22 protein-coding genes are annotated in these 25,174 nt (G+C 65.7%); 14 read left to right on the plus strand and 8 right to left on the minus strand.

The features are described from left to right. Window positions 1-161 precede the first annotated feature (161 nt). Window positions 162-956 carry a 3-hydroxybutyrate dehydrogenase gene (locus tag QCE83_RS28190; RefSeq protein WP_309819075.1) on the minus strand — a complete coding sequence of 265 codons (795 nt, stop codon included), beginning with the start codon at window positions 954-956 and terminating at the stop codon, window positions 162-164. Window positions 957-1,066: 110 nt separating this feature from the next. After that, a complete protein-coding gene (locus QCE83_RS28195; protein WP_309819077.1) occupies window positions 1,067-2,467 on the minus strand; it encodes a GntP family permease in 1,401 nt (466 codons plus the stop codon). 9 nt (window positions 2,468-2,476) lie between these two features. Here QCE83_RS28195 and QCE83_RS28200 point away from each other — a divergent pair, with 9 nt between their 5' ends. From QCE83_RS28200 to QCE83_RS28210, 3 genes are all read left to right on the plus strand, one after another. Continuing rightward, on the plus strand, window positions 2,477-2,713 hold the full coding sequence (locus QCE83_RS28200; RefSeq protein WP_309819079.1) for a hypothetical protein: 237 nt from the start codon (window positions 2,477-2,479) through the stop codon (window positions 2,711-2,713). A gap of 76 nt (window positions 2,714-2,789) precedes the next feature. Further along, window positions 2,790-4,244: a sigma 54-interacting transcriptional regulator gene (locus tag QCE83_RS28205; protein ID WP_309821151.1), complete on the plus strand. Its 1,455-nt coding sequence runs from the start codon at window positions 2,790-2,792 to the stop codon at window positions 4,242-4,244. Window positions 4,245-4,335: 91 nt separating this feature from the next. Continuing rightward, window positions 4,336-4,593 carry a hypothetical protein gene (locus QCE83_RS28210; protein ID WP_404985754.1) on the plus strand — a complete coding sequence of 86 codons (258 nt, stop codon included), beginning with the start codon at window positions 4,336-4,338 and terminating at the stop codon, window positions 4,591-4,593. A gap of 11 nt (window positions 4,594-4,604) precedes the next feature. On the opposite strand, the gene QCE83_RS28215 is transcribed toward QCE83_RS28210, so the two are convergent. Next, window positions 4,605-5,168 carry a lipocalin family protein gene (locus QCE83_RS28215; RefSeq protein ID WP_404985756.1) on the minus strand — a complete coding sequence of 188 codons (564 nt, stop codon included), beginning with the start codon at window positions 5,166-5,168 and terminating at the stop codon, window positions 4,605-4,607. A gap of 534 nt (window positions 5,169-5,702) precedes the next feature. On the opposite strand from QCE83_RS28215, the gene QCE83_RS28220 reads away from it, so the two are divergent. Next, window positions 5,703-6,635 (plus strand): AEC family transporter, encoded by a 933-nt coding sequence (locus QCE83_RS28220; RefSeq protein WP_309819083.1) that lies wholly within the window; start codon window positions 5,703-5,705, stop codon window positions 6,633-6,635. A gap of 123 nt (window positions 6,636-6,758) precedes the next feature. On the opposite strand, the gene QCE83_RS28225 is transcribed toward QCE83_RS28220, so the two are convergent. Then, complete coding sequence (locus tag QCE83_RS28225) at window positions 6,759-7,010, minus strand: DUF4148 domain-containing protein (RefSeq protein ID WP_309819085.1); 252 nt, start codon at window positions 7,008-7,010, stop codon at window positions 6,759-6,761. Window positions 7,011-7,734: 724 nt separating this feature from the next. Between QCE83_RS28225 and QCE83_RS28230 the strand changes: the two genes are divergently transcribed. Then, a complete protein-coding gene (locus QCE83_RS28230) occupies window positions 7,735-8,289 on the plus strand; it encodes an NADPH-dependent FMN reductase (protein WP_309819088.1) in 555 nt (184 codons plus the stop codon). 82 nt (window positions 8,290-8,371) lie between these two features. Here the strand turns inward: QCE83_RS28230 and QCE83_RS28235 are convergent, their stop codons facing one another. Both QCE83_RS28235 and QCE83_RS28240 read right to left on the minus strand, forming a co-directional pair. Then, window positions 8,372-9,706, minus strand: coding sequence for a hypothetical protein (locus QCE83_RS28235; protein WP_309819091.1), 1,335 nt, complete (start codon window positions 9,704-9,706; stop codon window positions 8,372-8,374). Window positions 9,707-9,884: 178 nt separating this feature from the next. Further along, on the minus strand, window positions 9,885-12,161 hold the full coding sequence (locus QCE83_RS28240; protein ID WP_309819093.1) for a response regulator: 2,277 nt from the start codon (window positions 12,159-12,161) through the stop codon (window positions 9,885-9,887). 805 nt (window positions 12,162-12,966) lie between these two features. On the opposite strand from QCE83_RS28240, the gene QCE83_RS28245 reads away from it, so the two are divergent. The 8 genes from QCE83_RS28245 to QCE83_RS28280 all read left to right on the plus strand — a co-directional run bounded on the left by QCE83_RS28245 (window position 12,967) and on the right by QCE83_RS28280 (window position 20,598). After that, window positions 12,967-13,335, plus strand: coding sequence for a response regulator (locus tag QCE83_RS28245; RefSeq protein WP_309819094.1), 369 nt, complete (start codon window positions 12,967-12,969; stop codon window positions 13,333-13,335). Further along, window positions 13,328-13,963, plus strand: a complete 636-nt coding sequence (locus QCE83_RS28250; protein ID WP_309819096.1) for a chemotaxis protein CheC — start codon at window positions 13,328-13,330, stop codon at window positions 13,961-13,963. Before QCE83_RS28245 ends, QCE83_RS28250 begins: the two co-directional genes overlap by 8 nt. An 18-nt stretch (window positions 13,964-13,981) precedes the next feature. Next, window positions 13,982-14,923 carry a diguanylate cyclase gene (locus tag QCE83_RS28255; RefSeq protein ID WP_309819098.1) on the plus strand — a complete coding sequence of 314 codons (942 nt, stop codon included), beginning with the start codon at window positions 13,982-13,984 and terminating at the stop codon, window positions 14,921-14,923. Window positions 14,924-15,160: 237 nt separating this feature from the next. Further along, window positions 15,161-16,009 carry a presqualene diphosphate synthase HpnD gene (gene hpnD / locus QCE83_RS28260; protein WP_309819100.1) on the plus strand — a complete coding sequence of 283 codons (849 nt, stop codon included), beginning with the start codon at window positions 15,161-15,163 and terminating at the stop codon, window positions 16,007-16,009. Further along, entirely contained in the window at window positions 16,009-17,310 is a 1,302-nt protein-coding gene (gene hpnE / locus QCE83_RS28265; protein WP_309819103.1) for a hydroxysqualene dehydroxylase HpnE, read from the plus strand. The genes hpnD and hpnE overlap by 1 nt, the downstream gene beginning before the upstream one ends. Next, window positions 17,307-19,286 carry a squalene--hopene cyclase gene (gene shc, locus QCE83_RS28270; RefSeq protein ID WP_309819105.1) on the plus strand — a complete coding sequence of 660 codons (1,980 nt, stop codon included), beginning with the start codon at window positions 17,307-17,309 and terminating at the stop codon, window positions 19,284-19,286. Before hpnE ends, shc begins: the two co-directional genes overlap by 4 nt. Window positions 19,287-19,339: 53 nt before the next feature. Further along, complete coding sequence (locus QCE83_RS28275) at window positions 19,340-19,996, plus strand: phosphorylase (protein ID WP_309821153.1); 657 nt, start codon at window positions 19,340-19,342, stop codon at window positions 19,994-19,996. A 128-nt stretch (window positions 19,997-20,124) separates the two neighbouring features. Further along, window positions 20,125-20,598: a hotdog domain-containing protein gene (locus QCE83_RS28280; protein ID WP_309819108.1), complete on the plus strand. Its 474-nt coding sequence runs from the start codon at window positions 20,125-20,127 to the stop codon at window positions 20,596-20,598. A gap of 55 nt (window positions 20,599-20,653) precedes the next feature. On the opposite strand, the gene QCE83_RS28285 is transcribed toward QCE83_RS28280, so the two are convergent. Both QCE83_RS28285 and QCE83_RS28290 read right to left on the minus strand, forming a co-directional pair. Next, entirely contained in the window at window positions 20,654-21,631 is a 978-nt protein-coding gene (locus QCE83_RS28285) for a VacJ family lipoprotein (protein ID WP_404985762.1), read from the minus strand. After that, the gene (locus QCE83_RS28290; RefSeq protein WP_309819110.1) at window positions 21,628-24,294 is read right to left on the minus strand and encodes an MMPL family transporter; all 2,667 of its coding nucleotides are present in this window, start codon (window positions 24,292-24,294) and stop codon (window positions 21,628-21,630) included. The genes QCE83_RS28285 and QCE83_RS28290 overlap by 4 nt, the downstream gene beginning before the upstream one ends. Before the next feature lie 261 nt (window positions 24,295-24,555). Between QCE83_RS28290 and QCE83_RS28295 the strand changes: the two genes are divergently transcribed. Then, window positions 24,556-25,173 (plus strand): ABC transporter substrate-binding protein, encoded by a 618-nt coding sequence (locus QCE83_RS28295; RefSeq protein WP_309819112.1) that lies wholly within the window; start codon window positions 24,556-24,558, stop codon window positions 25,171-25,173. The last annotated feature ends 1 nt before the right edge of the window (window position 25,174 follow it).

Consider the following 25,174-nt stretch of genomic DNA (forward strand, 5'->3'; position numbering starts at 1 on the left):
TCCTTGCTTCGTTCTCGATGCGCGCCGTTCTATTGGAACGGCGCGCCGTGACTTACAAGGACATAACGGCTATATCCCCACATTCTTGAGGGGAATCCGAGCAAAACGCTCAAGTGCGGCGGGCTTTATGCCGATAACGCGCGCCCGCCGCCATGCGCTTTTTATTGCGCGCTCCAGCCGCCGTCGATCTGCAGCGCCGAGCCGCGCATCTCGCTGGCAGCATCGGAGCAGAGGAACACGGCCATGTCGCCGATCTGCTGCGCCGTCACGAATTGCGCCGACGGCTGCTTGTCGCCGAGCAGCTTGGTGCGGGCGGCATCGGCGGAAAGCGACTCGCGGGCGGCGAGATCGTCGATCTGTTTCTGCACCAGAGGCGTCAGTACGAAACCCGGGCAGATGGCGTTGACCGTCACGCCGCTGCGCGCGTTTTCGAGCGCGGCCACCTTGGTCAGGCCGAGAATGCCGTGCTTCGCGGCCACATAGGCCGACTTGCCCGCCGAGCCCACCAGCCCGTGCACCGACGCAATGTTGATCACGCGGCCCCAGTTGCGCGACCGCATCTGCGGCAGCGCGACGCGCATCGTGTGGAACGCCGAACTCAGGTTGATCGCGATGATGGCGTCCCAGCGGTCCACCGGAAACTCGTCGATGGTCGCCACGTGCTGGATGCCCGCGTTGTTCACGAGGATGTCGAGCCCGCCGAACGTGTCGTTCGCGAAGGCGATCATCGCTTCGATCTCGTCCGGCCTGGTCATGTCCGCCGGGTGATGCACGGCCTTCGCGCCGGCTGCCTCGATCTGCTTGAGCGCGCCTTCGACATCGCCGAAGCCGTTGAGCACGAGGTTCGCGCCCGCGCGGGCCAGCGCCGTCGCGATGCCGAGACCGATGCCGCTCGTCGAGCCGGTAACCAGCGCCGTCTTGCCGGCGAGCGAAGTGTTCGATGCGGTTTGAGTCATACGCGGTGAATTTCCTTCGGTTGAATGTGGACTTCCGCGGAAGTGTGGGGCGTCGTGCGCGCGACGTGAATTGGGGTTGCCGTGAGTAAGGCTCGCGGCAACCCGGCGCGTCAGACGAGGCCCGTCAGGTAGTAGACCGTGATGACGAAGAACACGGCGAGCGTCTTGATGATCGTCACGGCGAAGATATCGCGATACGACTCGCGGTGCGTCAGTCCGGTCACTGCCAGCAGCGTGATGACCGCGCCGTTATGCGGCAGGGTGTCCATGCCGCCGGACGCCATCGCCACTACGCGGTGCAGCACTTCGAGCGGAATGTGCGCGGCCTGCGCGCCGGCGATGAACGTATCGGACATCGCGGCCAGCGCGATGCTCATGCCGCCCGACGCGGAACCCGTGATGCCCGCGAGCGCGCTCACTGAAACCGCTGCGTTGACGAGCGGATTCGGAATGCTCTTGAGCGCATCGGATACGACCAGAAAGCCCGGCAACGCCGCGATCACGCCGCCGAAGCCGTATTCGGAAGCCGTGTTCATCGCGGCGAGCAGCGCGCCCGCGACCGCCGCGCGCGTGCCCACGGCGAAACGCTCTTTCACGCGACCGAACGCGGTCAGCAGCACGAGCACGATGCCGAGCAGCAGCGCGCCTTCCACGGCCCAGATCGCGACGACGGTCTTGACCGCCGTCGTGACGGGCGCGTGGATGCCGGGCAGCACTTCGGGCGCGACGGTGTAGCTCGCGCCGTACCACGTGGGAATCCACTTGGTCAGCGCGAAATTGGCCACGCCGACGAGGATCAGCGGCGCGATGGCCAGAATCGGATTCGGCAGCGAGGTCGACTCGACGCGTTCCGGCTCGTTCACGAGCGACGTGCCGTAGCCTTCGCCCTTGGCCATCGCCGAGCGACGGCGCCATTCGAGGAACGTCAGGCCCACCACGATGATGAACACCGAGCCAATCACGCCGAGCCAGGGCGCGGCCCAGCCGGTCGTCTTGAAGAAGGTGGTCGGGATGATGTTCTGGATCTGCGGCGTGCCGGGCAGCGAATCCATCGTGAAGGAGAAGGCGCCGAGCGCGATGGCGCCGGGCATCAGGCGCTTCGGGATATTGCTCTGGCGATACATCTCCGCCGCGAACGGATAGACCGCGAACACGACGACGAACAGCGACACGCCGCCATAGGTGAGCAGCGCGCACACGGCGACGATCACCGCATTGACGCGCGACTTGCCGATATAGCGGATCGCGGCGGCGACGATCGACTCGGAGAAGCCCGACAGCTCGATCACCTTGCCGAACACGGCGCCGAGCAGGAACACGGGGAAGTAGAGCTTCACGAAGCCGACCATCTTCTCCATGAAGATGCCGGAAAACACAGGTGCGACGGCGGCGGGATCGGTGAGCAGGACGGCCGCGAGCGCGGCGATTGGGGCGAACAGGATGACGCTGTAGCCGCGATAGGCGGCGAGCATCAGGAACGCCAGGGCGGCGAGCACGATGAGGAACGACATTGAGTCTCCGTGAATGGTTTGTTCTTGAACGTCCCGTGCGCCTTTTCTGGAAGCGCCGGAGGCCGTTTCGACGCGGGTGACGCGCCGCGCGGGCAAATGCAGCTTTCGTGCCAGATCATGCGCAGCAAGCCGGGACGGGCTTCCGGCAAGCATGCTGGCGCGATATTTCAGGACGATGTCTCCGAACCGGGACGAATCGAAAGCTGCAAGCTCTATTTCGACCCGGCCTCAGCCGCAGAAAACTAGTGTCAATGCGGATTGCGCGTCAGTCTCCGAATTGAGATAGTCAGTCTCGAAAACGAGATGAGGAGACATGCACGGCATGCGCAACGACTGGATCAACGTCCCTGCGGACTATAGCGCCGTGATGCGTCGCGCGATGGAATCGCTGTTCAAGACCTTCGAGAACCTGAGCGAAGGCACCTTCATCGTCGATGCGGATGCACGCGTCGTGTGGATCAACAAGCGCTATGCAGCGCGCTTCGGCTTCGAGGATCCGCTGGACGCCATCGGTCTCGACTGCGAAAGCGTGATTCCCAACAGCCTGATGCGCGAAGTGGTCGCGACCGGCAAGCCGATCCTGCTCGACGTGCTCGAAACCGATCGCGAGCCGCTGGTCGTCACGCGTCTGCCGCTCAAGGACGAAGCGGGTACGACCATCGGCGGGATTGGTTTCGCCCTGTTCGACGAGATGAAGGCGCTCACGCCGCTCTTCGCGCACTATGCGCGCGTGCAGCAGGAACTGATCGCCACGCGGCAGTCGCTCGCGCAGGCGCGGCGCGCGAAGTACACGTTTTCGAGCTTCGTCGGCACGAGTCCGGCGAGCCTCGAAGTGAAGCGGCAGGCGCGGCGCGCGGCACTGGTCGATTCACCTGTGTTGCTGCTCGGCGAAACCGGCACCGGCAAGGAATTGCTCGCACACGCGATTCACGGCGCCTCGACGCGCGCCGGCAAGCCGCTCGTCACGGTGAACGTCGCGGCGATTCCGGACACGCTGCTCGAAGTGGAATTCTTTGGCGCGGCGGCCGGCGCCTACACGGGCGCGGAGCGGCGCGGGCGCATCGGCAAGTTCGAACTGGCCGACGGCGGCACGCTCTTTCTCGACGAGATCGGCGACATGCCGCTGCCGCTCCAGGGCAAGCTCCTGCGCGTGCTGCAGGACAAGGAGTTCGAGCCGCTCGGCTCGAACCGCATCGTGCGGGCGGATGTGCGCATCATCGCGGCGACCTCGGCGGATTTGCCCGCGCTCGTCGCGGCGGGGCGCTTTCGCGCGGACCTGTTCTATCGTCTGAATGTATTGACCATCCACGCGCCGCCGCTGCGCGAACGGCTCGACGATATCGAGGCGCTTGCCTACGCCATTCTCGAAGACCTTTCGGCCGATACGCGTCCGGGACACGTCGGCCACTTCGTGCTGCACAAGGACGGCTTGCGGCTGCTCGAGGCGTATCCATGGCCCGGCAATGTGCGCGAACTGCGCAATACGCTCGAACGGGCGCTGATGCTCTCGGAGTCGCAGCATATCGACGCGCGCACGCTGAGCACGTTCATCGATGCCAATCGCGTGGTGCTCGCGGCGCAGTCAGAACCCGCCGTGCCGGACAATCCGGAACCGCCGCTGCTGTCCCACGCGGACGCGATGGCCGATTTCGAGCGCCGCTATCTGTCGGATGCGCTGCGCGCGAGCGGCGGACGCGTGGCGGATGCGGCGGAGCGGATCGGCATCGGGCGCGCGACGCTGTACAAGAAGATCGCGGCGCTGGGCATTGCCGTCTGAGGTTTGCCGCGCACAACTACAGGGGCGCGAAAGCTCCGCGTGGCATACTCGCGAAATCGAAAATAACGACCAAGAATCAAAGGGGTAAGGGATGAAGATCGGCACGGCAATCGGCCTTTCAGTCATGCTCGCGGGCAGTGCGTGGGCGCTCGCCGGATGCAGCAGCGCGCCGCCGCTGTTCTCCGCCGATGGACGTCCCACGCAGCAGATCCAGTGTCCCGGATACGGCGGCTGGCGCAACTGCACCGACAACGCGAAGGCGCTCTGCCCGAGCGGCTACGATGTCCTCGATCAATCCACCGACAACAATCAGAACACGCTGCTCGTCGCCTGCAAGGCGGGCCAGTAAGCCTTCAGGGTTCAGTCGTGCTGCGTCTCGCGCAGCATCGTGGTGTCGTAGCCGAGCGCCTGCGTACGCGTCATCAGCAGGCGGCGCAATTCGGCTGATGGCTTCGCGTCGCGCGTGAGAATCCATAGATAGCGTCCGCTCGGCTCGCCGACGATCGACCACGAATAGTCGTCGGCATGATCGAGGATCCAGTAGTCGCCGACATAGAACGGCCCGAAGAACGACACCTTCAGCTTGGTGCCGTTGGATCCCGGCACGACCTTCGCCCGCCCTTCGGCGGAACGATAGGGGCCGTCCAGCCCGCCTTGTCGACAGCCGTTGATGACCGACACCAGCCCGTCTTCGCGCCGCGCGTAGTTGGCCGTGACCGCTTCGCAATTGCGCTCGAAGCGGTTCTCATAGCGGGCGAACTCGTGCCAGTGACCCAGATAGCGATCGAGATCGACCGCTTTCGACGGCTCCGGCACATGCTCGTTGCCCTTCTTGCGCGCGCCGTTCGATGCGCACGCGGCTAGCGCGCCTATTCCGCCGATCAGCACAAGCGCCGCAGCGCTCCAGGCCAAGGCTTTCTTCATGGTCATGTCGAGTCAATGCGTGAAAAGTGTCCGAAAACAGGGATGCAGCAAGCTTCGTTCCGAATCATGGCGCTCCCGGAAAACCTCACCTCTCGCGCGATGCATCCCGCCTCATGCGGTCTCGTGCGCGTCCGGGACAGCCTGAATACGCCTGAATGTGCGAGGAAACGGCGGTTTCGGGGAGCTCGAACGACGACGGCGGCTCACCTTTCCCGACGTCCCGAATTCCCTCACCTCAAACGGAGTGCATCGTGCGGCGGACGTTGCATCGGCTTTTTGCCGTGTCGCGAATCGTCCCAATGAACAGCGGCGCACGAACTTCCGCGTTCGATTTAATGCGTTCTGAAACAGAGACTTGCATTGCGTACTTAAACACGCGAATCAGCTTGACCAAATATTTTGATATCCGTACGGATAATGCTGGAGTGAGTCGCCCTTGCACCGGGCCGCTCACCGTTGCCGCACTCCCGCAACGTCTCACCTTTTTGACTCGCGGTATCCTCTCGCACCTTCCCGGACACGCTCGTCACCGCCTTGCTCACGCCGCTCTTCACCATCATCCTGCCCGTCTTCGGTCTGATTTTTGCCGGCTACGCGTGTCGCAAACTCAACAAGCTAGGGCCGTCGGCGGCTTCGGAACTCAATCGCTTCGTCGTCTACCTCGCACTGCCCGCGCTGCTCTTCGACATCATGGCAAGAACGCCATGGACCTCGCTCGACCAGCCTGCCTTCATCGCCGCGTTCGGCATCGGCTCGGCGGTCGTCTTCATCGCGACACTCGTCGTCCGCCTGCTTCAGGCGCGGCCGCTCGCGGACGCGAGCATCGACGGACTCAACGCCGCGTATCCGAACAGCGGCTTCATCGGGCTGCCGCTCTGTCTGCTTGCATTCGGCGACGCGAGTCTTGCACCTGCCGTCATCGGGATGATCATGACGGTGTGCGTGCTGTTCGGCATCGCGATCGTGCTGATCGAACTGGGGCTTCAGAGCGAGAAGCATCCATGGACGACGCTCGTCAATGTCGCGAAGTCACTTGCGAAGAATCCCTTGTTGATTGCCCCGCTGGCGGGCGCGCTGGTGAGCGGTGCCGGCGTGCATGTGCCGCAGGGCGTCGAGGCATTGCTGAAGCTGCTCGGGAATGCGGCCAGTCCGTGTGCGCTCGTGGCGCTCGGCCTGTTTCTCGGCGCGAAGACCGGCGCGCACGGCAAGCGGACCATCGGCGCGCTCGTCATGCTCAAGCTGATCGCGCAGCCGTTGCTGACGTGGTGGCTGGCGTTTCATGTGTTCGATCTGCCGCCGCTGTGGGCGAAGACCGCCGTGATCCTGAGCGCGCTGCCGACCGGCACGGGGCCGTTCATGCTGGCTGAGTTCTATCGGCGGGAGGGCGGCGTGACGTCGAACACGATCCTCGTCTCGACCGTCTGCTCGCTCGTCACCGTAACCGCCTGTCTGACGATGCTGCTTTAAGCCATTGCCGCTGCGCGGGCAAAAAAACGCCCGGCGCGGGTGCGTCGGGCGAAACCACCTTCTGTTCGATGGTGGAGGAGGGAGGGCTCAGACTGGCTTCCTCTGAATGCGTGGCGCGAACGATCAGCGCGTGGTGCGGCCGTTGTCCGCATCGGCGCGCAGTTGCTGCGCATGGCGTTCCTGATACGGCCGCAGTTGCGGATAGCTCAAGGCGTTGACGGCGTCGAGATCGCCGGCGCTGCGTGCGCTCGCCAGTTCCGCTCTGACTTGAGCGCGCGTCTTGCCGCCATAGGCCGATTGCGCGAAGGCCGGAGCCGTCGCGAGCAGCGCAGCCATCAGCACACCGCCGATCAACGTAGTTTTGGCGTTCTTCATGTCGACTCTCCTGAATCCGTTTCTGCGCCGGGTGACGCTTGAGGAAAAGTCTAGAAGGAAACCTATTGGACAAAAATACCGATTGAGCCAACACATTGTTGTCGAATGCGATCGAATCGCTGCGAGCCAATTGTTGCGACAACGGTAATGATCAGCCCATCTCTTGCGCTTTTGTATGCGGAAGCTTCACAGATCCGGTCAAATGCGCGATCGATGCGCAACCTGTCGCAAAATTGATTCGACCTATCAAATGCTTTCGGTTTTTGTCACATTGATTGCTTCGCTTGTGTTCTTTGCAGCAGCAGACGCCGCGTGGGCAGCGCGCTCACGGTGCTGGCAAAGCGGCAGCCGGACCCGCTTTGCACGGCCCTCTCCGGCCCGCGAGCGGCCTGAATCGTGCAATCGAATCCGCAGTTGATTCGTTTGCGCGAGGCTCTTTGTTTCGTTTGCGTATCAAAACTAAACGCGCCGTAGGCTTGTGTTCAACTTATCCACAGTTTCTGTGGATAAAGATGGGGATAGAGGGGCGCGAACCGCGTCGCAGTGCGGTCCGGACTGGATTGCTCAATTCTTCGCAAAAATAGGCGCACGACGAAACCCAGGCGTTTTCAGCTTTCACGCGATCCGCCTATCATTGGGCACGCGCGCGTCGCCCTCGACCGCGCACGCGGACCGCCGCATCGTCCGTGTCACCCACCTTTGCATCCTTTGACGGGGAGATCTCATGGCCTTGAAGATCGCGGTGATCGTAGGAAGCCTGCGGCGCGAGTCGTTCAACAAACAGCTCGCGCACGCACTCGTTTCACTGGCGCCGGACGATTTCTCGTTTGAGTTTCTCGATATCGGCAGCCTGCCGCTGTACAGCCAGGACTACGACCACGACTATCCCGAGCCGGCGCTCGCCTTCAAGCAGAAGATCGTCGAAGCCGACGGACTGTTGATCGTCACGCCCGAGTACAACCGCTCGATGCCCGGCGTGCTCAAGAATGCGCTCGACTGGGGTTCGCGGCCGTGGGGCCACAGCGTGTGGGGCGGCAAGCCGGGCGCGATCATCGGGACCTCGGTGGGCGCGATCGGCACGGCGATCGCGCAGTCGCATCTGCGCGGCGTGTGCGCCTACCTCGACATCGCGCTGATGAACCAGCCGGAGATGTACATCAAGCACGATGACAAGCGCATCGACGCCAGCGGGAAGATTCTCGCGGACGACACGCGCAAGTATCTGCAAACCTTCGTGGACAAATACGTCGCGTGGGTGCGCGAGCGCGCGGCGGCTTGATGGCGGTCGTTCGCCGACCGTTCGGCGACTGAAAAAAATCGGCCCGCTTGCGCGGGCCGATTGTCTTTCGCAGGAACGGGATTCAAGCGTGATGATGTCCCGTCACACGATCCCAGCCATGACGCACGGCGGCCTTGAACCGCTCCCACGTATGGCCTTCGGGATGACGGCTTTCCCAGTCACGCTGCATCTCGTATTCCATCTGATCGTCCCACGCGCGGCTGCGGAAACGGTCGTCGTTGCCGAGCATCGCGCCATAGCGATACGCGCCCTGATAGTTCTCGTACGGCTCGCCGGTTGCCATATATTTCGCGTCGTAGTCCGCGCGGAAATCCTCTTCATATTCCATGTACTCGTTCGGCACGCTTGCAGGCGCTGCCGATCCGCCCGGACCCACGGGGCCGGCGGCCTGCGTTCCGGCCGAGGCAATGACCGGATCCGGCGACGATCCCGCCGCACGCGCCGCGCCGGCTTGATACGGCGTGGCCGGTTCATCGAGCGGGCTCAACGGCTCGACCGAGCGCCATTCGGATCCCGTGTCGGTACGCACGCCAGGCAACGGCTCGCGCGAAGTTTCCGGCGGAACGGCGCCGGTCGTGCTCAGCGGATCGCGGCCGGCGAGGGCATCGCGTTCGGACAGCGATTCGCTTGCCAGTCCGCCTGTCGTCCCGGTCAGCGGATCGGACGTGCTGCGCATCGACTGGCTTTGCGTTTGCGACGGCACCTGACGTCCGAGCAGCGGATCGTCGGCGGGATCACTGACGTAATCGCGCGGCGCCACTGCGGCGGCGTCGCGACGCGTCAGCGGGTCGCCCAGGGGATCGGCGAGCGGATCCAGCAGCGGTTCCGCGGCCTGGTCCGAAGCATCCGTGCGCGGATAGGCGCGTGCACCCGACCACGTCATGCTCGGATCATTTACCGGCTCACGGCCCGGCACGGCGCTGCCGCGTCCCAGGCCGAGTTCATCGAGCACCGAGTGATCGCGCTCGTCGTCAGCACGAATCGGCGCATCCGCCGCGCCGTGTTCGAGCGTAGTCCAGCTTGCGGCGCGTTCGTCGATGTCGATGGCACCCTGGTCCGTCAGCGTTGCGCGCGCGATATCGGCCTGCTCGACGCTGGGTGTATCCACCGCCACCAGCACCGCGCCACGCCGCACGGCCTCCGAGTAATGCGCTACCTCGGGCGGCTGGTCGCGGCCGCCGAACAGCATGCTGAAAAAGCGCTCGATGCTTGCCAGCATGCCAGGCTGCTGATGGGTTTCGGCGTCGGGCATGTCGGAGGGCGCGGCGGCATCGTCGCGTTTCGGATTGGCCTGGAGCTCGATGTCGGCGCGCGCGAAGCCGGCGGTCATGAGGGCCGAGCGTGCATCCTCGGCCTGCGCGTAGGTGTCGAAAACTCCGATAACGGTGTGTCGCATGTGCGCCTCCTGAGGATGGGCGAAAGGTCGTACCGGCGGAAGAGTGCCGCCGCACATGGACGAGATCACGCAACTCGCGTGCCGGATGTCTGCGCGTTGAGAACCGCCCGGCGAATGCCTGGCAGCGGGCGCGGCTTTTACAACGTCGTGTGCAAAAAGTCGACTGGGGAGACGTGCTTCAACGGTCGACGGACCGCACGTCCCGCTCGCCGGCAGAGGAAAGATCCACGCCCTGCGTGCGTGCGCGGATCGCACGCAGCAGCGAGTCCAGCAAGGCGATGTCAAAGGGCTTCGACAGCACGCGCGCGCCCACCTGCCGCGCGCGGTCCAGTTCCTCGGCGTAGCCGGTGACGAGAATCACCGGAAGCTGCGGCTCGAAGCGCTGCAGCCTCTCCGCCAGGTCGATGCCATTCAGTTGTCCGGGCATGTGGATGTCGGACAGCACGACGTCGAAGGGAAAATCTGCGGGCGTCTGCGTGCGCGCGGCGTCGAGCACCGTCACGGCGGTATCGGCGTTGAAGACGTAGGTGACCTGGTGGCCCATCATCGTCAGGAGCGCCTCGGTGCCGGCCGCGACCTCCTCGTTGTCCTCGACCAGCAGCACGCGCAAGCCCTCGGCTTCCCCGGCGACCGTCGCCTGTCCGGCAACCGGCGCGCCGTGCGCGGCCGGCGCGGCGCGCGGCAGGAACAGGCGCACCGACGTACCCGCGCCGATCGCACTGTCGATCGTCGCCAAGCCGCCCGCGCGTTCGCAGAACGCAAAGACCTGCGGCAGTCCGAGCCCCGTGCCCATGCCTTTCGGCTTGGTGGTGAAGAGCGGCTCGAACGCACGCCCAAGCACCTCGGCGCTCATGCCGACGCCGGTGTCGTCCAGCGCGAGCCGCGTGAAGTCGCCGGTGATCGGCAAGCCGTCTTCGTGGCGGAACTGCACGTTGTCGGCGCGCACGGTGAAGGTGCCGCCGTTCGGCATGGCATCGCGCGCATTCACCGCGACGTTGATCAGCGCCAGTTCCAGCTCGGCCGGATCGACGCGGACAGGCCAGACGTCCGGCGCGACATCGACGTTCAACGCCACCTTCGCGCCGAGCGAGGCGCGCAGCAGCTCGCGAACCGACGGCACCCATTTGCCGAGCGCGATCGTCTCGCTGCGCAACGGCTGCTTGCGCGCAACGCCGAGCAACTGACGCGTCAGCGACTGGCCGCTCTTCAGCGCCCGTTCCATGGCCGTGAGCTCGCGGTCGAGCCCGGGTGCGCCGCGCCGCCGCGCGATCTGCACATTGGTCGAGACGATCATCAGCAGATTATTGAAGTCGTGCGCCACGCTGCCGACGAGATTGCCTAGCGCTTCCATCTTGCGCGCCTGACGGTAGGCGGATTCGATCGAGCGGCGCATCGACGCTTCCGCCTGCCAGCGTTCCCACGCTTCCTCTTCGATGGCGAGGCGCCGCAGCGATTGCGCGATCACGCCCCACAGGACGATGCACGGCGCGAAGATCGACAGCGCGAGCACGCTGAGATGGCTGTACCAGTCGGACCAGATCGTCGCGACGGGAAAGCCGCTCGACACATACAGCGGATAGTTGCCGACCCGGCGGAACGCGACGATCTTCACTTGGTTGTCGAGTCCCGACACCATCCGCACGACGCCGCTGCGGAGTCCGGCGCGATAGGCGTCGCGCAGCGGCGAGGCGGGCGCGAGCGACATGCGGTCGGGCGGGCGCGGCGGATACCACGCGAGCACTTCGCCGTCCGTGCGCGCGAGGCCGAGCGACACGCTCGGATTCTCGCCGATCAGCTCGCGATAGAAGTCCGAGAAGTAGGCGGGGCGCAGCGCGATCGACACCATGCCGTCGAACTTGCCCGCTGACGTGGTGCGCGCGACAGCCGTATTGAAGACCTGTTCGCCCGCGACGCGTCCCGTCATCACGCGCGAAATCTGCGCGAGCTGCTGCCCGGCGCGCAGGCCGGTGAAGTCGTCGCGGGTCGCGACGGAGATGTCGGGCGTGGGAAAGGCGCGGCTCGTTGCCAGCAGGGCGCCATCGGCCCCGAACACCGACGCCGCGGCCACTTGCGGATAAGCCCCGGCGATCCCTTTCAGGCGCTGATGCAGGACGGCGCCATCGCGGCGGATGGCGCCGGCGTCGAGGTCGTCGAGCAGATCGACGATGCGCGCGTTGAGCGTGACATTGAGGTCGAAGACCTTGAGCGCGTGCTCTTCGGCGACGCGGGCGGTGCGGGCAACGAGTTCTGAAGCGTTGGCGACGCGCTCGTGGTAGCTCGTCCACGCGATGACCGCCACATAGACACACGGCAGCACGATCGCCGCGATCAGCAACGCGTAAAGCGTCATGCGCTGCGCGGCGAAGTTGCGCTCCGGAACCGCCGGCAGCGGCGATTCGTCCTGCCGCATGTCGGCGGCAGGTCCGGCGTCGGACTCGTCACGTTGCAGCGTCATTTTTGGCAGCGAGTTGGAAACTTTACCCGGGCAGAAGGCTCCCGGGCGTCGTGCAAGCGGGCAGAACGGCCGTCACACCGTCGTTTCGACGGTGCAACCACACGGAGCATGCACGAAACATGCCGCGAGCACCCCGCACCGACACAAGGCAGAAGTCGAGGGCCACGCACCGGCAGACAACTTAGCGAGATTATGGGCAGCGCAAACGTACACAAAAGAGACAACTTCACGCGGTTCGCAGCGCATGAGATAAATCATCTCATAAAAATATAACGCGTACCGATATAATCCTCGCCGCGGTGTTCAACGAGTTGCTTTGACATTCTGATAGTCAGACAATGCAATCCTCCGATGTATTCGCCGTCAGAGCGTTTCGGAGAACAAGCAGCCTCGCGGCGCGTACGGGGGAAGCAACGGGCTCGGCAAGACGAAAGTCGCCGGGCCACGCGACCAGACGAGGGACAAAAGGCCACGGTCCGTCCACCAGCCGGATCATGCAGGGGGCAGGCAACATGACGCCGTTCGAGACCCACACCGCCGCGCGCCCCATGCACATGGCCGCTGCGCCGCGCACGCCCGCCGGCTGGCGCGCTTACGCCCATATGCGGCGCGCCTGGCTCATCGCCGACGATCTCTCCCGCCGACAGCGTTCCTCCGGCCGCCGCGCCAGGGCCTGCGCATCTGTCAATCCATGAAGTGCCTTCTTAAAGATCGCTCGCTGGATGCCGTAATGAAATGCGAGTGCATGCCGTGTCGGACGACATGAATGTCCTCAGCCCGAAACCGCCTAACCACGCCGCCGCCCATGCCGTTGCCGATTGTCATTGCCGATGATTCCCTGCTCGCGCGCAAGGTGCTGACGCGCGCGCTGCCGCCGGACTGGGACGTCGAGATTTCCTACGCCACCAATGGGCGGGAGGCGCTCGAGCACTATCGGGCGGGCCGCGCATCGGTGATGTTCCTGGACCTGACGATGCCCGACATGACCGGCTATCAGGTGCTCGACGCCTTGCAGCACGAGGATCTGAATACCTTCGTGATCGTCGTCTCCGCTGATGTGCAGCCGCTCGCCCAGGAGCGGGTTCGCGCGCTCGGCGCGATTGCCTTCCTGCCGAAGCCGGTGACGCCCGAGGCGCTGCGTCCCGTTTTGAAGGAGTACGGTATCCATGGTTGACACCGCACCGAACGAAGCCCTGAACGAAGATCAGCGCGACGCGCTGCAGGAAGTCGCCAACATGGCGATGGGCCAGGCCGCGACGCGTCTCTCGAAGCTGCTCGGCACGTTCATCGAGCTCTCCGTGCCGCGCGTGCGCGTGGTGAGCGTGGCCGATGCGTCCGCCGCGCTGAGCGAGATGACCGGCATCACGGATACGGTCACGGCGGTGCGCCAGGGCTTCCGTTCCGACATCAAGGGCGAGGCCATCGTGCTCTGCAAGAGCGCCAGCGTCGAACAGTTGTGCGCGCTCGTCGACGATCCCTACACGCAGTCCACCTACGAAGCGACCACCCGCACCGAGCTGGTCTTCGACGTGGCGACCGTGCTGATGGGCGCCTGCGTGTCGTGCATTCTCGACCAACTGGGGCGTTCGCCCATCTTTTCGCCGCCGGGAATGCTCGGCGAAGACATCGGGCTCGACGAAGTCTTCCAGCCCGCGATGCTCGCTTGGAAAACCGCGCTGCTGCTCGAAGTGAATTTCGCGCTGGAAGATCACAGCTTCCGCGCTCACCTCGTGATGCTGATGGCCGAAGACGCCATCGCGCACATGAACGAAGCGCTCGACGCGCTTCTTTCCAGTCTCTGAACGAGCCAGGATCCGGGCATGAACGAACTGAGACACGTGCTGAGTGAACTGGTGATCGAGCGCGTGGGTTTCGGCATCTTCGTGCTGGATCGCGATCTCAACGTGCTGATGTGGAACCGCTTCATGGCGGATCACAGCGGCAAGACCGCCGAGCAGGTGATCGGCAAGTCCATCTTCCTGAGCTTTCCCGAGCTGCCGCGCGTGTGGTTCACGCGCAAGGTGGAAAGCGTGTTCCAGCTGGGCAGTTTCACGTTCAGTTCGTGGGAGCAGCGGCCCTATCTCTTCAAGTTCGATCACGACCGGCCCATCACGGGCGGCGTCGACTACATGCAGCAGGACTGCACCTTTATGCCGCTCACACACGAGCGGGAGGTGCGCGCGGTCTGCGTGACGATTTCCGATGCCACGCACGCGAGCATGATGCAGCGCGCCCGCGACGAAGCCGTGGCCAAGCTGCAGGAATTCGCCGACCGCGACGGCCTCACGGGCATCGCGAACCGTCGCTATTTCGAACTGCGCCTGGGCGATGAATTCCAGCGCTGGCAACGTTACGGCGGCGAGCTGTCGATGCTGCTGTTCGACCTCGATCACTTCAAGCGCATCAACGACGACCTGGGCCATCTGGTCGGCGATACCGTGCTGCGCGTGATGGCGGAGCGCGTCGCCCGGAGCGTGCGCGTGCAGGACGTGTTCGGGCGTTTCGGCGGCGAGGAATTCGCGCTGCTGCTGCCGTGCACGAACTTCGAAGACGCGATGATCGTCGCGGAGAAAGTCCGCCGGGCGATCGGCGAAACGCCCGTGGACGTGCAGGGCGCGTGCGTGCCGGTCACGGCGAGCGTCGGGGCGGCGCGTGCCCGCGCGGGCGTGACGTCGTCCTACGAAGCGCTGATCAACGAGGCCGACGCGGCGCTCTACACGGCCAAACGGGAAGGGCGCAATCGCGCGGTCGGGTTCGCCTGACGCTATGCCACGAGCGGCGCGCCGGCCGCCCGGCGCGGCCCGGGCGCAACCGTCGAAACTATTGATATACTCTGAGCCGCTTTCCGGCGCAGTCGCAGCCGGTTCGCGCCGGCCTTCCTTTTCGATCAGCCCCCGGTATCACACAAGCGCCAGGTCGTTCCGCGCGCATCGGGCTGTTTCCGAAGCCGGCGCCCTATCCCTAAATTTGCCCGTGGGGGCGCCACAGCGGAGTCCGTCTTGGCCGTTTCCAACATCGTCGCTGAAGAACCCGCGCCCGACGCCGCCAAGGCATCGTCGGGCAGCTCGTTCTATCTGGCGATGCGCATCCTTCCCGCCCGTCAGCGGGACGCGATGTACCAGATCTACGCCTTCTGCCGCGCGGTCGACGACATTGCCGACGAAGGCACCCTGCCGCGCCGCGAGCGCGCGATTGCGCTCGACCGCTGGCGCGAAGACATCGACGCCTGCTATGCGGGCGCGCCGAAACAATCGCTGCAGGCGCTCACGCAGCACATCCAGGCTTTCCAGCTGTCCCGCGACGACTTCCAGGCCGTCATCGACGGCATGGCGATGGACGCCGCCGGCGACATCGTCGCGCCCGACGAAGCTACGCTCGACCTCTATTGCGACCGCGTCGCGAGCGCCGTGGGGCGCCTGTCGGTGAGGATCTTCGGGATGCACGAGGACGCCGGCCGGCGCCTCGCGCACCATCTCGGGCGGGCGCTGCAACTGACCAACATCCTGCGCGACATCGACGAAGACGCGGACATCGGCCGCGTGTACCTGCCGCGCGAACTGCTCGCGCGCGAAGGCATTTCCACGAGCGACGCGGCGAGCATCGTCGCCGACGCCCGCCTGCCGCGCGTCTGCGCCGTCCTCGCCGAGCGCGCCAAGAGCCACTACGCCCAGTCCGACGCGATCATGGCCGCCTCGCCGCGCGCCCAGGTGCGCGCGCCGCGCATCATGTCGGCCGCGTATCGTACGGTGCTCGACGCCAACCTGAAACGCGGCTTCGACCTGCCGCGCAATCGCGTGCGCACGCCGCGTTCGCGCCTGCTGTGGATCGTGGCGCGCAATCTGATCTGATGTCCCGGCGGGTCCACGTCATCGGTGCAGGCGTGGCCGGTCTCGCGGCGGCGGTCCAGGCGCAGCGGCGCGGCGCACGCGTCGTGCTGCACGAGGCCGAACCGTTTGCCGGCGGCCGTTGCCGCTCGTTCTTCGACGCCAAACTCGGCGCAACGCTCGATAACGGCAATCATCTTCTGCTATCCGGCAATCAATCGACGATGGCGTATCTGCGGGCGATCGGCGCGACGGATGCGCTGACCGGGCCGGCGCGCGCGGACTATCCGTTCCGCGATACCGCCAGCGGCGACGCCTGGGCCATCCGCATGTCGCCGGGGCGGCTGCCGCGCTGGATCTTCGACGCCCACGCGCGCGTGCCCGGCACCCAGCCCGCCGATTATCTGTCGCTGCTGCCGCTGTTCTTCCTGCGTCCGGGGCGCACCGTCGAGGATGCGCTGCGCAGGAAGGATCGCGCGTGGGATCTGCTGGCGCGGCCGCTGCTGCGCGCCATGCTGAATGCCGATCCCGCCGAGGCCAGCGCCGAAACGGCAGCCGGCCTGTTGCGCGAGACCGTCGCGGCCGGTGGCCACGCGTGCCGCCCGCTGCTGGCGAAGAACGGCTTGTCGCACGCGTTCGTCGACCCGGCGCTGCGGCTCCTGCAGTATGGCGGCGCCGAGATCCGGCTGGGCGTGCGGATGGCGGACATCGGGGTAGCGGGCACGGATTCGAATGAGCGTGTAAGCTCGCTGGCTTTCGAGCGTGCGCCGGGAAGTCCCGGCGGCGCAGCGGAGCCGCTGGCGCTCGCGCCGGAAGACGGCGTCGTGCTCGCCGTGCCGCCCGCCGCGGCGCGCCGGCTGGTGCCGGGCCTGAGCGCGCCGGACGCGTCGCGGGCCATCGTCACCGTGCATTTCGCGACCGATGCGCCACACGGATTCGAGCCGCTGACGTGTCTGGTCAACGGCCAGTCGGACTGGCTGTTCGTCGCCGATGGCCGCGTGACAGTGACGTTCGCGAGCGCGGACCGCTGGCTCGCGACGCCGCACGAGGAACTGGCGCGGACCGCGTGGCAGGAAGCCGCCCGGGCGATGCGCCTGCCGGCCGCGCCCATGCCGCCCTGGCAGATCGTCGCGGAGGCGCACGCGACCTTTGCCGCGGTGCCCGCGCAGGAAGGCTTGCGGGCCGCGACGCGCACACGCTGGCCCAATTTCACACTCGCGGGCGACTGGACGGCGACCGGCCTGCCCGCGACGATTGAAGGCGCAATCCGCTCTGGCCAGAAGGCCGCGGATGCGCTGCTGAACCCATCGATGGAACGCAGATGAACGACTTGTCCCTGTCGGCCGTGGGCGCGCAGGTTTCGAAATCCACACTCGATACCGCGATCAACCAGGCCACCGACGCGCTGCTCGCGGGGCAGCATCCTGACGGCTACTGGCTCTACGAACTCGAAGCGGACGCGACGATTCCCGCCGAATACGTGCTGCTCGTGCATTACCTCGGCGAGACCGCGGACCTGACGCTCGAAGCGAAGATCGGCCGTTATCTGCGCCGCATCCAGCGTGAAGACGGCGGCTGGCCGCTGTTCGACGGCGGCAGGATGGACGTCTCCGCCACGGTGAAGGCGTACTTCGCGCTGAAGATGATCGGCGACTCGCCGGACGCCGATCACATGCAGCGCGCCCGCGGCGCGATCCTCGCCGCCGGCGGCGCCGAGAAGGTCAACGTGTTCACGCGCATCCTGCTGGCGCTGTTCGGCGTGGTGTCCTGGCGCGCGGTGCCGATGATGCCCGTCGAGATCATGCGCCTGCCGATGTGGTTTCCGTTCCATCTGTCGAAGGTGTCCTACTGGGCGCGCACGGTGATCGTGCCGATGCTGGTGCTCAACGCCAAGCGTCCGCGGGCGCGCAATCCGCGCGGCGTGCGCATCGACGAGGTGTTCACCCATCCGCCCGTCAACACCGGCATGCCGGCGCGCGCGGGGCATCAGAAGCGCGGCTGGTTTGCGTTCTTCCGCGTGGTGGATTCGGTGCTGCGCGTCGCCGATCCGCTGCTGCCGAAGGGCGGGCGCGAGCGCGCCATCGATGAAGCGGTGCGTTTCGTCGATGAACGGCTGAACGGCGAGGACGGTCTCGGCGCGATTTTCCCGGCGATGGCCAACTCGGTGATGATGTACGACGTGCTCGGCTATCCGCCCGAGCATCCGAACCGCGCGATTGCCCGCCAGTCGCTGGACAAGCTGCTGATCGTCGATCCTGCCGACGACGGCGAAGCCTATTGCCAGCCGTGCCTGTCGCCGGTGTGGGATACGTCGCTGGCGGCGCACGCGCTGCTTGAAACCGGCATGCCGAAGGCGCGCGCCGCCGTGAAGCGCGGGCTCGACTGGCTGGTGCCGCTGCAGATCCTCGACGTGCGCGGCGACTGGATTTCGCGCCGCGCCCATGTGCGGCCGGGCGGCTGGGCGTTCCAGTTCGCCAATCCGCACTATCCGGATGTCGACGATACGGCGGTCGTCGCGATGGCGATGGAGCGCGCCGATCGCGAGAACGGCACGGCCATGTACGGCGAGGCGATTGCCCGGGCGCGCGAATGGGTCGTCGGCATGCAGAGCAGCGACGGCGGCTGGGGCGCGTTCGAGCCGGAGAACACCCAGTTCTACCTGAACAACATCCCGTTCTCGGACCACGGCGCGCTGCTGGATCCGCCGACCGTCGATGTTTCGGCGCGCTGTCTGTCGATGCTCGCGCAGCTCGGCGAAACCGCGCTGAACAGCGAGCCCGCGCGCCGTGCGTTCGAGTACATCGTCAACGACCAGGAACGCGACGGCAGCTGGTACGGACGCTGGGGCATGAATTACATCTACGGCACCTGGTCGGCGATGTGCGCGCTCAACGCCGCCGGCGTCGCGCCGACCGACCCGCGCATGAAGCGCGCGGCGGACTGGCTGATCGGCATCCAGAACGCGGATGGCGGCTGGGGCGAGGACGGCGAGAGCTACAAGCTCGACTATCACGCCTATGAGCCGGCGATCAGCACCGCGTCGCAGACGGCCTGGGCGCTGCTCGGGCTGATGGCGGCGGGGCTGGTGGAGCATCCGGCGGTCGCGCGCGGCGTCGACTATCTGATGCGTACGCAACAGGCGCACGGCCTGTGGGACGAGACGCGCTTTACCGCAACGGGCTTTCCGCGCGTGTTTTATTTGCGCTACCACGGCTATCGCAAGTTCTTTCCGCTGTGGGCGCTGGCGCGCTACCGCAATCTGACGCGCGAAGGTCTCACGCGCGTCGTGGCGGCGATGTGAGCGCAGACGCGGGTCGTACGTTTTCCGGCAAGCCTGTCGTGGCCGTGACCGGCATGGCGTTCGAGGCGAAGATCGTGCGCGGGCAGGGCGTGGACGTCGTGTTCGCGGCGCGCAGCGACTGGCTCGAACGCGCACTGTCCGAGGCCATCGCGCGCGGCTGTTCCGGCATCATCAGCTTCGGCACCGCGGGCGGTCTGGCGCCGGATCTCGCGCCGGGCGCGTTGATCATTGCGGATAGCGTCTGCGGGCCGCTCGGTGAAGTGCCGACCGATTCCGCCTGGTCCGCGCGCATCGTCGCCGCGCTGGCGGGAACATCCGTGGAGCGGCTGACGCGGCGCGGCCGGATGGCCGGCGTTGCCGCGCCGGTGACGGGCGAAGCCGAAAAACAGGCGCTGCATCGCGCGACAGGCGCACTGGCCGTCGATATGGAATCGCACGTGGCCGGCAGCATGGCCCAGGCGCGGGGCCTGCCGTTCGCCGTGTGCCGCGCGATCGTCGATCCGGCATGGCGCAGCCTGCCGCCCGCCGCCACGGCCGGCTTGCAGGATGACGGAACCACGGCCATCGGTCCGATCCTGCGTGAATTACTGCGCCAGCCGTCGCAACTGGGCGACCTGCTGCGCCTCGCCGGCGACGCCCGCGATGCCCGCAACACCCTCGTTCAAGCTCGCCGTGCGTTCGAAACGGCGCGGGCGCTCGCCTTCAACTGAAGCTTCACTTATTTCTTGCTTTCTGCGAGTTAACCCCTATCTCGATATAATCAGGGAAAACCCTAATCATCCGCGCTCGCCGGTCTCGGTCGAGATCGCGGCGCAAGCAGCAGAAAGTGAGGTATCAGATGAATTTTCATACTCGCAAGTGGGTCAAGCCGGAAGACCTGAACCCCAATGGCACGTTGTTCGGCGGCAGCTTGCTGCGCTGGATCGACGAAGAAGCCGCCATCTACGCCATTTCGCAGCTGAACAATCAGCGTGTCGTGACCAAGTTCATGTCGGAGATCAACTTCGTCAGCTCGGCGCGGCAGGGCGACATCATCGAACTGGGCATCGCGGCGACGCATTTCGGCCGCACGTCGATCACGCTGCGCGCGGAAGTGCGTAACAAGATCACCCGCAAGAGCATCCTGACGGTCGAGAAGATGGTGTTCGTGAACCTGAACCAGCAGGGCGAACCCGCGCCGCATGGCCGCACGAAAATCCGCTATGCCGATGAACTGTTCGAAGCCTATCGGCGCGATCAGGGCCCGGTCGAAGCGCCTGCCATGTCGGGAGATGATCTGTTCGAAGCGCAGGCCGAGGAAGCGGCACACTAAGTGAAAAGGGCGTCGTTCTACGGCGCCCTTTTCGTGTGTGAAAGTGTGAAGCGGCTTACTTGGCGGGCTGCGCCGCCGGATCGTCGTAAGTCGGCAGGCCTTGCGCCTTGCTCGAACTTGGCGAGGGCGCGCCCTGCGGCGCCTCTTCCGCAGGCGCAGGCGACTTGCCGCCAACCCCGCCCGCCGGCGCCGCTGCCGCGCCCGGATCGTCATACGTCGGCAAGCCTTGCTCCTGGCTGCTGCCGCCGCTCTGTCCCGGCGGCGCACTGGCGCCTTCCGGCGCGCTCGCGCCTTCGTCACCGTAATCGGGCAGCGTGGATGCGCCGCCTCCGGTCAGCAGATACTGGCGGCGCTGCGTGTAGGCATCGCGGACGAACGCGTATTTGTCGAGTGCGGCCGCCGAGAGCAGGTCGGTCGCGCCGATCAGATCGGCCCGCGCGCTGACGAAATTCACGCCGTACAGCGGCCAGCGGATATCGGCGTCGGTATAGCTGATCGGATTCACGCGCCAGTCGACCAACCAGGTGGTCGAGTCGCGGAACGAACTCGGGCCGAGCAGCGGCAGCACGAGATACGGACCCGACGGCACGCCGTAGTGCCCGAGCGTCAGGCCGAAATCCTGGTGATGCTTCGGCAGGCCCGCCGGCGACGCAATATCGATCAGACCGCCGATCCCGAACACCGAGTTCATCGCGATGCGCATCAGATCTTCCGTGGCATCGGTGATCTTCAGCTGCAGCAGGTTATTGGCGAAGTTGGAGAAGTCGCCGAGATTCGAGAAGAAATTGCTGACGGCGGTGCGGAACGGGCTCGGCGTGTAATCCACGTAGAACTGCGCGACGGGCTTCGCCACGTAAGTGTCGAGCGTGTCGTTGAACGTGAAGATCTTGCGGTTCATCGGCTCGAGCGGATCGCGCGGATTGCGGTCCGGGCCGGTTGCGCAGCCGCTGGTGGCGAGCATGCCCGCGATCGCCAGTCCCATTCCCAGGTTGCGCACTGCGCGAGGGGTCAACGCCGTCGATCCCGACTTCATTCTTCAATTCCTCTTAGGTTGTCATGCCGTTGAGCCGCGCGCAGCCTGGCCCGGTCCGCGGCGCGTACGCGGCGCGGTTTGCCCATCAGGACGGGCTGGAAGACCACGGCGCCGACCAGCGTGCAAAACAGCGACAGCGCCAGCAGCCGCCCCATGCTGGAGGTGCCCGGATGATGCGAGAACCACAGGCTGCCGAATGCGGTTGCGGTGGTGGCCGCGCTGAACATCACGGCGTGCGTGAGGCTCGATTGCAGCAGGCGCGTCTGGCCGGAGCGCCACGCCATCACGAAGTAGATCTTGAACGCGACGCCCACGCCCAGCATGAGCGGCAGCGCGATGATGTTCGCAAAGTTGAGCGGCATCCTGAAGACAACGCACAGCTCCAGCGTCACGATCGCGGAAACGAGCAACGGTACCAAAGTTCTCAGAACGTCGCCAAAACGGCGAAGTGCGATCCACAGCAGCACCGTGATCGCGGCCAGCGAGTACAGCGCCGCCTGCTGGAACGACTTGATGATGGTCTCCGCCGAATGGCGCACCGAAATCGGCCCGCCGATCGCGTCCGGCTCGGCCTTCTGGACGGCATCGGCGAAGCGGGCGAGCAGCGCGTCGTCGTTCGGATCGGCGCCGGGAGGAATCTTCGGCGAGACATCGACCAGCGCCTGGCCCTGCGGCGTCACCCAGGTCTCGACCATCTGCGGTGGCAGGCTCGCCCGAGTGATTTCGCTGGGCGTCAGCAGCGAACGCAGTTGCGCAAGCGCGATGCGCAACGGGTCGGCCAGTGCGTGGTCGGCGCGGTCGCGGGTGGCGGCATCGGCCTGGGCAAGCTTCGCGAGTGTCTGCGACAGCTGCTTCGCTTCCTTGTCGCCGGGGCCGGGATGTTCGTCAGCAGCAAGCGACAGCTGGCTCGACACGCGCTTCAACGCCGCAACCCTGATCTCGTCCGTCGCCGGCGCGGCCGTGGGCTGATCGAGCGCAGGCAACAGCTGATCGGCGGCAGCCTTGATGAGCGCGAGCTTCTGCGGCTGGTCGCCCGGAATCAGCGACGACAGCGTGGTCGCGCGTCCGACTTCCGGCAGCTTGTCGAGTTTCGCCGCGATGCGGTCCGCGTCGGCAAGCGACGGCGCCAGCACCGCGACATCGTTGACCGCGCCTTCGGGCGAATCCTTGAGCGAAAGCAGCGTTGCCATCGACTCGGTGTGCGAATCCTTCAGATGCAGCGGATTGAAGTCGAAGCGCAGGTTGAACAGCAGAGGCAGCGCGCCGATCACCACGACCAGCGTGCCGATCAGCACCGGCTTGCGATGCTTGTCGAGGAATTCATCGACGGGTGCGAGCACCGGAAAGCCCGGCGAATGCGCCTCGCCCGGCGGCGCGAACACCTTGATCAGCGCGGGCAGCAGCGTCATGTTGGTGAGGTACGCGACGAACATGCCGACGCCCGCGATCAAGCCCAGTTCCGACACGCCGCGATACGCAGTCGGCAGGAACGAGAAGAAGCTTGCGGCGGTCGCGGTGGCGGCAAGCGTCAGCGGCACGGCCACATGGCGCGCGGTTTCCGCGAGCGAGACGTCGAGCCGCTTGTGCTTGTAGCGCTCCTCGCGGTATTTCACGCCGAACTGGATGCCGAAATCCACGCCCAGCCCGACGAACAGCACCATGAACGCCACCGAGATCATGTTCAGCGCGTGAACCATCATGAGGCCGAGCGCGGCCGTGATCGCCAGGCCGACGAACAGCGTGATGAACACCGCGAGAATCATGCGCTTCGAGCGCAGCGCGACCCACAGGATCATCAGCACGACCAGAAAGGTCAGCACGCCGTTGAGCGCGGCGCCGTCCTGCACAGAGGCGAATTCCTCGTCGGCGAGCGGCTGCGCGCCGGTCAGATGAAGGCTGGCGCCATACTTTTTGTCGAGGCCGAGTTCGGCGGCTTTCGCGCGGATCTCGTCCGATGTGCCCGCCGCCGCCTTCAGCGCATTGAAGTCCAGGTCGGGCAGGACGGTGATGAAGGCGCGTCCCGGCGCATCCTTGTTCGACGAACCCGAATCCGCCAGCTGGCGCCACGAGAACGCGGCCGGCTGATTGGCCAGCACGTGTGTCAGCACGGTGTTGGCATGGCCGAGCAGGCCGGCCATCTGGCCGAGATTGACCTGGCCGAGCGTCAGCGGCAGGTTCAGCGTGGTGTTGAGCGTCTGCGCGAGGCCGGTGAGCGTCGGGTCGTGGGCGAGCGTGTTGATGAGCGGACGCGCTGAGACGAGCTGCTTCGTCACTTGCTCGACCTTGTCGACGGGCAGATAGAGCAGGCCTTCGTGCTCGAAGAACGGGCCGCCTGAAGGCTGCGACACCGACTTGAAGCGCTCCGGCTCCTTGGCGAGCGCGGCGGCGAGCTGGTTCGCGGCGGCATCGGCGAACTCCTGCGCGGGCGCCTCGACCACGATGAGCAGGGTGGCGCCGCGCTGCGGAAAGGCCTGGTCGATGGCCTTGCTGCGCGCCGCCCACTCGGGTTCGGTCTCGATCAGCTGGCTGACGTCGGTGCTGATCTTGAAATGATGAACGACGTAGATCGTGCTCAGCACGCCGAGCAGGAGCGAAATGGCGATAATCCAGGCCGGGCGGCGGATGGCGAGGGTGACGAAACGAGTAATGTTGGACGTCAGCATGAAGACGCTACCTGTGTGTCCTGTTATTTTTGCGCAATGCTACGCGCGAAGTGCATGATGCCGATCGCCGGAAAGCGCATCGCCGCGATCAAACGACGCGGTGTGCCGCGCAAGTATAGCGGGCGCATCAGCACTGTCCGCGCTTGAACTGTTGCGGCGCTGTGGTGTCGATATACTTGCTGCACCAACCGGCGGCAGCCTTGTGCAACGTCCCAGGGCCGTAGAGCCCGCGCCAACAAACCAGATCAGAGAACGGGTGCCATGAAACGCTATCTGTCCATTTGCTTCGCTTTCGTCCTTGCCTCGGTGGCCTTCACGGGCGAGGCAGCCGCACAAACGAGTCCCGATGCCGTTGTCAAGAACGCGGTGGAGGGCACGGTCGACGCAATGAAGGCCGACCCGCAGGCGCGCGGCGGCGACATGGCGAAGATCACACAGCTCGTCCAGACCCGCTTCCTTCCCGCCACCGACTTCCAGCGCACGACGCGCATCGCGGTGGGCAAGGCCTGGGCCAGCGCCACGCCCGAGCAGCAGAAGCAGCTTTACGACCAGTTCCAGACGCTGCTGGTCCACACCTACGCGGCGTCCCTGTCGCAACTGCGCGACCAGGACGTGAAATTCAAGTTCGACTCGCCCAACATCGATGCCAACACCAAGGACACGGTGGTCGAATCGCACGTCATCTCCACGGGCGGCGACAACCCGGTGCGCTACCGTCTGCAGAAGACCCCGCAGGGCTGGAAAATCTACGACATCGACATGATGGGCGCGTGGCTCATCCAGGTCTATCAGCAACAATTCGCGGGGCAGTTGCAGAAGGGCGGCGTCGATGCCCTGATCAAGTTCCTCGCCGAGCACAACGCCCGTTCGGCGGGCTGAT

This window comes from Caballeronia sp. LZ034LL, from assembly GCF_031451215.1.
GTDB lineage: Bacteria > Pseudomonadota > Gammaproteobacteria > Burkholderiales > Burkholderiaceae > Caballeronia.

What these genes read in the sequence shown, in the direction of transcription:
- QCE83_RS28190 (WP_309819075.1), bottom strand. Translation starts at nt 956, where the DNA reads ATGACTCAAACCGCATCGAACACTTCGCTCGCCGGCAAGACGGCGCTG.
- QCE83_RS28195 (WP_309819077.1), bottom strand. Translation starts at nt 2,467, where the DNA reads ATGTCGTTCCTCATCGTGCTCGCCGCCCTGGCGTTCCTGATGCTCGCC.
- QCE83_RS28205 (WP_309821151.1), top strand. Translation starts at nt 2,790, where the DNA reads ATGCGCAACGACTGGATCAACGTCCCTGCGGACTATAGCGCCGTGATG.
- QCE83_RS28210 (WP_404985754.1), top strand. Translation starts at nt 4,336, where the DNA reads ATGAAGATCGGCACGGCAATCGGCCTTTCAGTCATGCTCGCGGGCAGT.
- QCE83_RS28215 (WP_404985756.1), bottom strand. Translation starts at nt 5,168, where the DNA reads ATGAAGAAAGCCTTGGCCTGGAGCGCTGCGGCGCTTGTGCTGATCGGC.
- QCE83_RS28225 (WP_309819085.1), bottom strand. Translation starts at nt 7,010, where the DNA reads ATGAAGAACGCCAAAACTACGTTGATCGGCGGTGTGCTGATGGCTGCG.
- QCE83_RS28230 (WP_309819088.1), top strand. Translation starts at nt 7,735, where the DNA reads ATGGCCTTGAAGATCGCGGTGATCGTAGGAAGCCTGCGGCGCGAGTCG.
- QCE83_RS28235 (WP_309819091.1), bottom strand. Translation starts at nt 9,706, where the DNA reads ATGCGACACACCGTTATCGGAGTTTTCGACACCTACGCGCAGGCCGAG.
- QCE83_RS28240 (WP_309819093.1), bottom strand. Translation starts at nt 12,161, where the DNA reads ATGACGCTGCAACGTGACGAGTCCGACGCCGGACCTGCCGCCGACATG.
- QCE83_RS28245 (WP_309819094.1), top strand. Translation starts at nt 12,967, where the DNA reads ATGCCGTTGCCGATTGTCATTGCCGATGATTCCCTGCTCGCGCGCAAG.
- QCE83_RS28250 (WP_309819096.1), top strand. Translation starts at nt 13,328, where the DNA reads ATGGTTGACACCGCACCGAACGAAGCCCTGAACGAAGATCAGCGCGAC.
- QCE83_RS28255 (WP_309819098.1), top strand. Translation starts at nt 13,982, where the DNA reads ATGAACGAACTGAGACACGTGCTGAGTGAACTGGTGATCGAGCGCGTG.
- hpnE (WP_309819103.1), top strand. Translation starts at nt 16,009, where the DNA reads ATGTCCCGGCGGGTCCACGTCATCGGTGCAGGCGTGGCCGGTCTCGCG.
- shc (WP_309819105.1), top strand. Translation starts at nt 17,307, where the DNA reads ATGAACGACTTGTCCCTGTCGGCCGTGGGCGCGCAGGTTTCGAAATCC.
- QCE83_RS28275 (WP_309821153.1), top strand. Translation starts at nt 19,340, where the DNA reads ATGGCGTTCGAGGCGAAGATCGTGCGCGGGCAGGGCGTGGACGTCGTG.
- QCE83_RS28280 (WP_309819108.1), top strand. Translation starts at nt 20,125, where the DNA reads ATGAATTTTCATACTCGCAAGTGGGTCAAGCCGGAAGACCTGAACCCC.
- QCE83_RS28285 (WP_404985762.1), bottom strand. Translation starts at nt 21,631, where the DNA reads ATGAAGTCGGGATCGACGGCGTTGACCCCTCGCGCAGTGCGCAACCTG.
- QCE83_RS28290 (WP_309819110.1), bottom strand. Translation starts at nt 24,294, where the DNA reads ATGCTGACGTCCAACATTACTCGTTTCGTCACCCTCGCCATCCGCCGC.
- QCE83_RS28295 (WP_309819112.1), top strand. Translation starts at nt 24,556, where the DNA reads ATGAAACGCTATCTGTCCATTTGCTTCGCTTTCGTCCTTGCCTCGGTG.